Annotated in this window: 10 protein-coding genes; 5 read left to right on the top strand and 5 right to left on the bottom strand. The window is 69.5% G+C overall.

The features are described from left to right. Window positions 1–285: 285 nt before the first annotated feature. The 4 genes from B4E30_RS14110 to B4E30_RS14095 all read right to left on the bottom strand — a co-directional run bounded on the left by B4E30_RS14110 (window position 286) and on the right by B4E30_RS14095 (window position 3,607). Entirely contained in the window at window positions 286–756 is a 471-nt protein-coding gene (locus B4E30_RS14110) for a SixA phosphatase family protein (protein ID WP_194384854.1), read from the bottom strand. A 38-nt stretch (window positions 757–794) separates the two neighbouring features. Then, window positions 795–1,136, bottom strand: coding sequence for a gamma-glutamylcyclotransferase family protein (locus B4E30_RS14105; protein WP_286795708.1), 342 nt, complete (start codon window positions 1,134–1,136; stop codon window positions 795–797). A 19-nt stretch (window positions 1,137–1,155) separates the two neighbouring features. After that, on the bottom strand, window positions 1,156–2,361 hold the full coding sequence (locus B4E30_RS14100; RefSeq protein ID WP_194385445.1) for a DUF445 domain-containing protein: 1,206 nt from the start codon (window positions 2,359–2,361) through the stop codon (window positions 1,156–1,158). A gap of 67 nt (window positions 2,362–2,428) precedes the next feature. Further along, entirely contained in the window at window positions 2,429–3,607 is a 1,179-nt protein-coding gene (locus tag B4E30_RS14095) for an acyl-CoA dehydrogenase family protein (RefSeq protein ID WP_286795705.1), read from the bottom strand. A 70-nt stretch (window positions 3,608–3,677) separates the two neighbouring features. On the opposite strand from B4E30_RS14095, the gene B4E30_RS14090 reads away from it, so the two are divergent. Continuing rightward, window positions 3,678–4,682 (top strand): TIGR00341 family protein, encoded by a 1,005-nt coding sequence (locus tag B4E30_RS14090; RefSeq protein ID WP_194384857.1) that lies wholly within the window; start codon window positions 3,678–3,680, stop codon window positions 4,680–4,682. A gap of 38 nt (window positions 4,683–4,720) precedes the next feature. Next, on the top strand, window positions 4,721–5,125 hold the full coding sequence (locus tag B4E30_RS14085; RefSeq protein WP_194384858.1) for a pilus assembly protein CpaE: 405 nt from the start codon (window positions 4,721–4,723) through the stop codon (window positions 5,123–5,125). A gap of 8 nt (window positions 5,126–5,133) precedes the next feature. Here the strand turns inward: B4E30_RS14085 and B4E30_RS14080 are convergent, their stop codons facing one another. Beyond that, window positions 5,134–6,339, bottom strand: coding sequence for an MFS transporter (locus B4E30_RS14080; RefSeq protein ID WP_194384859.1), 1,206 nt, complete (start codon window positions 6,337–6,339; stop codon window positions 5,134–5,136). Window positions 6,340–6,713: 374 nt separating this feature from the next. Here B4E30_RS14080 and nrdH point away from each other — a divergent pair, with 374 nt between their 5' ends. The 3 genes from nrdH to B4E30_RS14065 all read left to right on the top strand — a co-directional run. Continuing rightward, on the top strand, window positions 6,714–6,947 hold the full coding sequence (nrdH, locus tag B4E30_RS14075; protein WP_071044530.1) for a glutaredoxin-like protein NrdH: 234 nt from the start codon (window positions 6,714–6,716) through the stop codon (window positions 6,945–6,947). 3 nt (window positions 6,948–6,950) lie between these two features. Next, window positions 6,951–7,415 carry a class Ib ribonucleoside-diphosphate reductase assembly flavoprotein NrdI gene (gene nrdI, locus B4E30_RS14070; RefSeq protein ID WP_194384860.1) on the top strand — a complete coding sequence of 155 codons (465 nt, stop codon included), beginning with the start codon at window positions 6,951–6,953 and terminating at the stop codon, window positions 7,413–7,415. Beyond that, window positions 7,397–7,935, top strand: a 539-nt coding sequence (locus B4E30_RS14065) for a ribonucleotide reductase N-terminal alpha domain-containing protein (protein WP_286795701.1), incomplete at its 3' end; no start/stop codon positions are given. The genes nrdI and B4E30_RS14065, both read left to right, overlap by 19 nt.

The following is a 7,935-nucleotide window of genomic DNA, read 5'->3' as shown; positions in this document are numbered from 1 at the left end:
GCGTGGACTGACCGCGCCGCCGGCTGGCGTCAGCCCTCGCCGAGGCAGAAACGCAGAGTCTGCGCCCGCCGAGCAGCGCTTCCCCTTTCGCTCCGCAGTCACAATCTGCGGGTCGTCCCGCCCCGGACCCGCATGAAGTGACCGCGGAACGCTTTCTCTTCCGCTCCGCAGTCGCAACCTGCGGGTCGTTCCGCCCCGGACCCGCATGGAGTGACTGCGGAGCGACGGAGGACACGACACGGGACCGGCCCACGGGGCGATCGAAGAGACCTGACGACGCTCAGGTCAGCGTGGCACCAGGTGGTCCCACGAGACGGGGTCGACCGCTGCGACGACGGCCCAGTCGTCGGTCTGCCAGGTGAACGTCGCGATCGCGCAGGTCGGCATCCGGTCGATCCGCCCCCGCGAGAGAAGCGCCGCGAGCTCGGTCATCCCGGGATCATGGGCGACGACCATCACATCGTGCGATCCCGACGCGACGGCCGCGGCGAGCAGCTCGTCGGCCGAGGCGCCGTAGAGGTCGGGATCGAGGCGCACCGTCACGCCGAACCGCTCGGCGAACGCTTCGGCCGTCGTGCGCGCGCGAACCGCCGTGCTCGACAGCAGCACGGCGGGATGCACGCCGGCATCGGCGAGACGTTCGGCCATGAGCGGGGCGTCGTGACGGCCGCGCGCATTCAGGGGACGGTCATGGTCGGACCGCACGGAGTCGGACCAGTCGGATTTCGCGTGGCGGGCGATCGTCAGACGGATCATGGGGCCTCCTCGGTCTCTCTTCCGCACCGGATCGGACGTCACGCCGTGACGTACACCCACGCCGTGCGGCCGCTCTCCACGGCCGCTTCGACGCGACGATACAGCGACACTTCGTATTCGTCTGCGGCGTCGATCTCGTCTTCGCTGAGGTACAGCACGACGCCGGTCACCTTGTCGCGGGGGCTCCCGGTCTCCCGGACGATCGGGTGCACGTCCAGGCCGGACAACCCCGCGACCCGCGCGTCGCCGATATCGGCGTAGTCGACGGTGTAGCCGGGGAGCACATCCTCATCCGACCGCGGCACGCGACCGAACGTGTCCAGCTGCACGTCGCGGTGCTGCAGGGTTCCGTAGCTGAACAGCAGCTGGTCTGCACTCACCCGGCCAGCGTAGCGACACTCATCCCAGGATCGCGTGGGCGACGGTGTAGATCGCCACGCCCGCGAGGGCTCCGATGACGGTGCCGTTCAGCCGGATGTACTGCAGGTCTCGACCGACCATCAGCTCGATCTTGCGGGTCGTGTCCTCGGCATCCCACCGCTCGACCGTGTCGGTGATGATCGACGCGATGTCGTGACGGTGACGGTCGACGACGAACACCACGGCGTCGGTGACCCAGGTATCCACGCGGCGTTGCAGGCCGGCATCGGTGCGCAGACGCTCGCCGATCTGCGCGAGGGCCTCGGCGGCCCGGCGGCGGAGGTCGCTGCGTTCGTCTTCGAGGGCGGTGAGCAGACCGGCCTTCGCTGTCCCCCACGCGTCCGCCGCGAGCGCGCGCACCCGCGGGCTGTCGAACACGGAGGTCTTCGCGTCCTCGAGTCGGCCGATGGTCACCGGGTCGTTCTGGAGGTTGTCGGCCAGGCGCGACAGGTAGCCGTCGATCGCGTGCCGCGCCTGATGGTCGGGATCCGCACGCACCTTGTCGACGAAGGCGACCGCCTCGTTGTAGACGGTGTCATCGACCAGTCGATGGGCGATCTTCGGCACCCACGACGGCAGGCGGCGGGAGACGAGCCCCGAGAAGGCCGAGCGGTTGGCGTGGAGCCATGCCCCGATCGTGTCGACCGCCAGGTCGACGGCGGGGCGGTGCGCGTCGGCGGCGACCACGCGCTCGAGGCGTTCGCCGAGCGGCGGGCCCCAGTCGGGCTCGATGAGGTGCTCACGGGCGAGCGACTCGATGACGTCGCGCACATCGTCGTCGCTGAGCGCCCGCAGCACTCCGGCGGCAGCGGCCGCCGCCTCCGCCGCCACGCGACGGAAGTTCACCGGATCGACGAGCCACTCGCCCACGCGCGACGCGATCGGCGTCGACTCGAGCTTGTCGCGGACGACGTCGGCGCGCAGGAACTCGGTCTCGACGAATTCCCCCAGGGTGCGCCCGATCTCATCCTTGCGCCGAGGGATGATCGCGGTGTGCGGAATCGGGATTCCGAGCGGATGCCGGAACAGGGCGGTCACGGCGAACCAGTCCGCCAGTGCGCCGACCATGCCCCCCTCGGCGGCGGCCCGCACGTAGGAGAGGGCCGGGATGTCGCGCTCGAAGGCGAAGGCGATCGCGAAGACGAGCGCCATCGCCACGAGGGCTCCCGCTGCGACGGCCTTCATCCGCCGCAGGCCCCGCAGGCGCGCGCGGTCGGCGGGACTCAGGTCGGCCGCCCGGATCGATGCCACATCAGTCCTCGACCGGACCGAGCAGCGCCGTCGCCACCGCCGCGTGCGCGGATTCGGGGTCGGACGGGTGGAACAGGCCGGCCTGCACGTCGCGGGCCAGACGCGACAGCTCGGAGCCGGAGAAGTAGGAGCTCCCGCCGGCGACGAGCATCGCATCGTCGACGATCCGCTTCGCGGAGGTCACCGCGCGATGCTTCACACCGGCCAGCAGCGAGAACCACCGGTCTCCGTGATCGACCTTCGCCTCGACATCGCGGGCGAGCCGGTCGATCTGCGGCGGGAGGGCGTCGTAGGCGAGGGCCATCTCGGCGATCCGCCATCGGATGTCGGGATCCTGCGTGTAGGCCTTGCCGGACTTCTTCGACCGGCGGGCGCCCGCGGTCTCGATCGCGACGTCGATCGCGCGGCGGGCGATGCCGGTGTAGACGGAGGCCAGCAGGATCTCGAACACGCTGAAGATGCCGAACAGCAGCGGATCCGGGCTCGGTCCAGGGGGCAGGCGGCGCACGACCCGATCGGCCGGCGCCCGCGCGCCCTCCAGGCGGGTCGTGCGGGACTGGGTCGCGCGCATCCCGAGCGTGTCCCAATCGTCGGAGACGACGACGCGGCCCGCCGACTCCTCGTCGCGCGGCACGAACGCGAAGACGATGCGCGGCGCGTCCGGCGAGGTCGTGTCGATTCCGTGCAGACCCAGCTGCGTCCAGGCCGGTGCGAGCGAGGTGAAGATCTTGGTTCCGGTGAACGCGTAGCCGCCGTCCTCGCTCGGTGCTGCGGTGGTGTCGCTTCCGAACAGCACGAGGTCGTTGCCGGCTTCGCTGATGCCGAAGGCGAACAGCTCGCCGGCCGCAGCCCCCTCCTGCACGAAGCGGAGGGTCTCCAGTCCCCGATCGGCGGCGACCTTCGCCACGCCGGTCCAGACCAGGTGCATGTTGACCGCCAGGGCGGTCGCGGGAGCCGCCTCCGCCAGACGCTGCTGGAGCCGGGCGACCTCCGCGAGCGTCCGTCCCGATCCGCCGAGCTCGGCCGGGACCAGCGCGGCCAGGTAGCCCGCGGCCCGGAGGTCGGCGAGGTCGTCGTGGGGGAACGTGTTGTCCCGGTCGTGCGTCGCGGCTCGCGAGCGGATGCGCTCGAGGAGCTCGTCGTCCAGATGATCGGCGGGGTCGAACGCGTCGGCAGCCATGTCGCCATTCTGCCCCTCGCACCGCGGCGAGGGGTCGAGGCGGCGGTGCGGTGTGGGTCATGATGATCGCATGTCTCGGCTCACGCGGATGCTGATCCCCGTCTCCCAGCGCCAGTCGATGGGCGATCTGCTGGAAGCGGTGGATCTCTCCCGCGGCGACGGCGCCGCGAAGCGGAGCGGATTCTTCATCATGCTGGTGCTCTCGGGCGTCATCGCCGTCGCCGGGGTGCTGGCCGACTCCACGGCGACCGTGATCGGGGCGATGATCATCGCGCCGCTGGGCACCCCGATCCTCGGGATCGCGGCGGGCATCGTGACCGGTCACCGCGGCCTCGTGGCCCGGTCCTTCCTGTGGGTCCTGTCGGGACTGCTGATCGTCGTGCTCATCGGAGGGGCGCTGTCCACGTTCATCGCGGACCCGGCCGAACTCGACAGCAACTCGCAGATCAGCGGACGCACCTCGCCGCAGCTGCTGGATCTGCTGGCGGCCCTGGCGACCGGGACCGCCGGAGCGTTCGCGATGACGCGGCGCGACCTCAGTGCCGTGCTGCCCGGCGTCGCGATCGCGATCTCGCTCGTGCCGCCCCTCGGGGTCGTCGGGGTGTGCGCCGGTCAAGGGGCATGGGACGAGGCGTTCGGTGCGCTGCTGCTGTTCGCCTCGAACGTCGTGTCGCTCGTGATCGCCGGCAGCATCGTGTTCACGCTCGCCGGCTACGCTCGGGAGCCCGGTGCATCGCAGACGGCGAACCGTCGCCGCTCCTACGTCGTCGTCGCGGTGCTCTCGGCCGTCATCGTGCTGCCGCTGCTGCTGAACACCGCCGTGACGCTCGCCGTCACCCACTGGACGGGCGTGATCCGCGCCGCCGCCGGCTCGTGGCTGTCCGACGATGAGAATGCCCAGGTGCAGGGGGTGACGTGGACCGCGACCTCCGCGACGATCGAGGTCACGACGGAGGACGGCCGCATCCCGCCGCTCGAGCCGCTGCAGAGTGATCTCGAGGAGGCCGTCCCCGGGTTCATCGATGTCGACGTCGTCGTCTCGCCGGCGGTGGAGCACGACGTCCTTCCGCGCTGACCGGCCCCGCGCGCATCCGTGCGCGGCACAATGGCGTCATGATCTCCACCGAGCTCGCCGTCGCGCTCCGCGACGCCGGACTGATCTGGCGGCCCGCGTCGGGTGACCGCTTCCAGCTGAACGAGCCCGAGTTCGAGGCGGATGTCTTCACGGTCAGCGAGATGACCGTCGAGCCGCGCGAGTACCCGACCGGGCGCATCCTCGCCTTCAACGGCACGACCGAGTGGGCCCTCGACTCCGTCGCTCTCGAAGACGCGCTGTGGCTTCCGCACGAGGCGCAGCTGCGGGAGATGCTGCGGGGAACCTTCCGGAGCCTGCGACGGCTGCCCGACACGCACGAGGTCGAAGTCCGGATCGCCGAGGAGGACCTGGTGTTCGAGCACCCGGAGCCGTGCGACGCCTACGCCCTGGCGGTGCTCGAACTGCTGCGCCGCGTGGCCTGAACGGACCGTCAGAGGATCGTGGAGACGGGCTCGGTGTCCGGAAGAGGCGACGCGTCGCGGCCGCGCAGATCCGGGAACCCGCGCACGAAGACGACCGCGACCACGACGCCGACCACCGCGAAGGCGGCCGCGGCGACGTAGGCGCCCTGAGGGCCGACACCGTCGATGAGGAAGCCGGCGACGGCGGAGCCGGCCGCGGCGCCGATCAGCTGACCGGTGCCGATCCATCCGTACGCCTCGGCGGTGTCGCTGAACTTCACGCTCACGGAGGTCATGGCGAACATGACGGCGAACGCCGGCGCGATTCCGGCTCCGGCCAGCAGGAGGGTGCCGCCCAGCCACCACACGTCGAGGGAGATCATCGTGAGAGCCAGCCCCGCGGCGACGATCGCGAGCCGACGGGCCATGGCCCAGCGCCCGATCGGCAGGTGCCCGAAGCCCAGCCCGCCGGCCAGGCTGCCGATGGCGAACACGGCGAGCACGAGACCCGCCTCGAGGCCGCTGTGACCGAAGGTCGCCACGACGCCGGCCTCGACGGCCGCGCACGCGCCGATGAGGAGGAAGCCGGTGACGGTCGCGAGCACCACGGGAGGCTTGGTCAGCACGATGCCGAGGCGACGACGGCTGCGGGGGATGCGCACGCGTCCGAGCTCGGGTGAGGAGATGAACCACGCACCGCCGCCGACGAGGATCACCACGACCAGCAGCAGGCCCTCGACGGTGCCGACCTGGGTGGAGACGAAGGTGATGACCACCGGGGCGAAGATCCAGATGATCTCCTGCAGCGATGCATCCAGCGAGAAGAGCGGGGTCAGCTGTCGCGAGTTGACCATCTTGGGATAGATCGTGCGCACCGCCGACTGCACCGGGGGCGTTGCGAGGCCGGAGAGCAGGCCGAGTGCCATGTAGGCGGGCACGGCCATCTCGACGAGGGCGATCGTGGCGATGGACGCGGCGCACACCACGAGGGTGAGGGTGAGGACGCGTCGCATGCCCCAGCGCCCCATCCAGCGGCTGGTGACGGGGCCGGCGACGCCCTGGCCGATGGATGCCGCCGCGAGCACGAGGCCGGCGGCGCCGTAGGAGTCGGTCACCTGCTCGACGTGGAGGAGGAGCGCGAGGCTCGCCATGCCGTTGGGGAACCGCGCCGTCAGCTGCGCGGCGATGATGCGCGCCACGCCCGGTGTGCGCAGCAGTTCCCGGTATCCCGCCACGGATAAACGATACGCGCTGCCGGTCGCGCTCCCGTCGTCGGAACGGCGCACGGCCCGGGCGACACGCCGGGCGGGTTCTCCACAGCCTGTGGGATGTCGGAGGCGCCGATTAGCGTGCGAGCTGTGGATGGGGCCGAAGGCGCGCTCCGATTCGGGCGGGAATCTGCGGTTCTCGACCGCTCGACGCGCTCGTCGGGCTGTGGATGAAACGGTGGAGAACCTGTGGTGGGGGTGTTGATGACGAAGGAAAATCACACCGATGTAACTACTATCCCTTGTGGTGCTATCCAATGTCGGTACCCATATGTAGTATTGAGGTCCCGGTGGGGCGCCGCCGGCGACATCACCGGATGTGAGGGGAGAAAAGGGTAAGAATGGCGATCACGGTCTACACCAAGCCGTCCTGCGTGCAGTGCACCGCGACCTATCGGGCACTGGATTCCAAGGGCATCGAATACGAGGTTCTCGACCTGTCGGAGGACCCTTCGGCCCTCGAGCAGGTGAAGGCGCTGGGTTACCTCCAGGCGCCGGTCGTCATCACCGATGAGGACCACTGGTCGGGCTTCCGTCCCGACAAGATCGACGAGCTCGCCGGTCGTCTGGTCTGACCCGTGGCAACCGCCGTCGCAGATCGGCGCGGCGCGGTTGCCGACCGGGCCGCCGCGCCCCTGCTCGTCTACTTCTCGAGCGTGTCGGGAAACACGACGCGCTTCGTCGAGAAGCTGGGCATGCGGGCGATGCGCATCCCTCTCCATTCCTCGGAGGCGTCACCGCACATCGAGGAGCCGTACGTTCTGATCACCCCCACGTACGGGGGAGGCCAGGGCCGCGGCGAGGAGAAGGGAGCCGTCCCGAAGCAGGTCATCCGATTCCTCAACGACGAGGGCAACCGCGGATGGCTTCGGGGCGTCATCTCCACCGGGAACACCAACTTCGGTGAGCACTTCGGGCTCGCCGGTGACATCATCAGCCGCAAGTGCCGCGTGCCGCACTTGTATCGCATAGAGCTCTTCGGCACGCCAGAGGACATCGATCGCGTCAGCGAGGGATTGGAACGATGGTGGAAGCAGCACTGACCGAGACCGACTTCAAGAGCAACCCGCGGTTCGAGGGGCAGGATTATCACTCCCTCAACGCGATGCTGAACCTGTACGACGCCGACGGGAACATCCAGTTCGACGCGGACAAGCGTGCCGCGCGGGAGTACTTCCTGCAGCATGTCAACCAGAACACCGTGTTCTTCCACTCCCTCAAGGAGCGGCTGGACTACCTGGTCGACAAGGAGTACTACGAGGGCTCCGTGCTCGAGAAGTACCCGTTCGAGTTCATCCAGCAGCTCAACGATCTCGCCTACGCGCGCAAGTTCCGGTTCGAGACCTTCCTGGGTGCGTTCAAGTACTACACGAGCTACACGCTGAAGACCTTCGACGGCAAGCGCTACCTCGAACGCTTCGAAGACCGCGTCGTGATGACCGCCCTCGGTCTGGCCGACGGCGACCAGAAGCTGGCCACGGAGCTGGTCGAGGAGATCATCGCCGGTCGCTTCCAGCCCGCCACGCCCACCTTCCTCAACACCGGCAAGGCGCAGCGCGGTGA

Origin of the sequence: Microbacterium sp. UBA3394 (assembly GCF_002358725.1) — a bacterium.
Taxonomy (GTDB): Bacteria; Actinomycetota; Actinomycetes; order Actinomycetales; family Microbacteriaceae; genus Microbacterium; species Microbacterium luteum.
The sequence above is the reverse complement of the archived record's forward strand: the minus strand, read 5'-3'. Positions and strand labels throughout refer to the sequence as shown.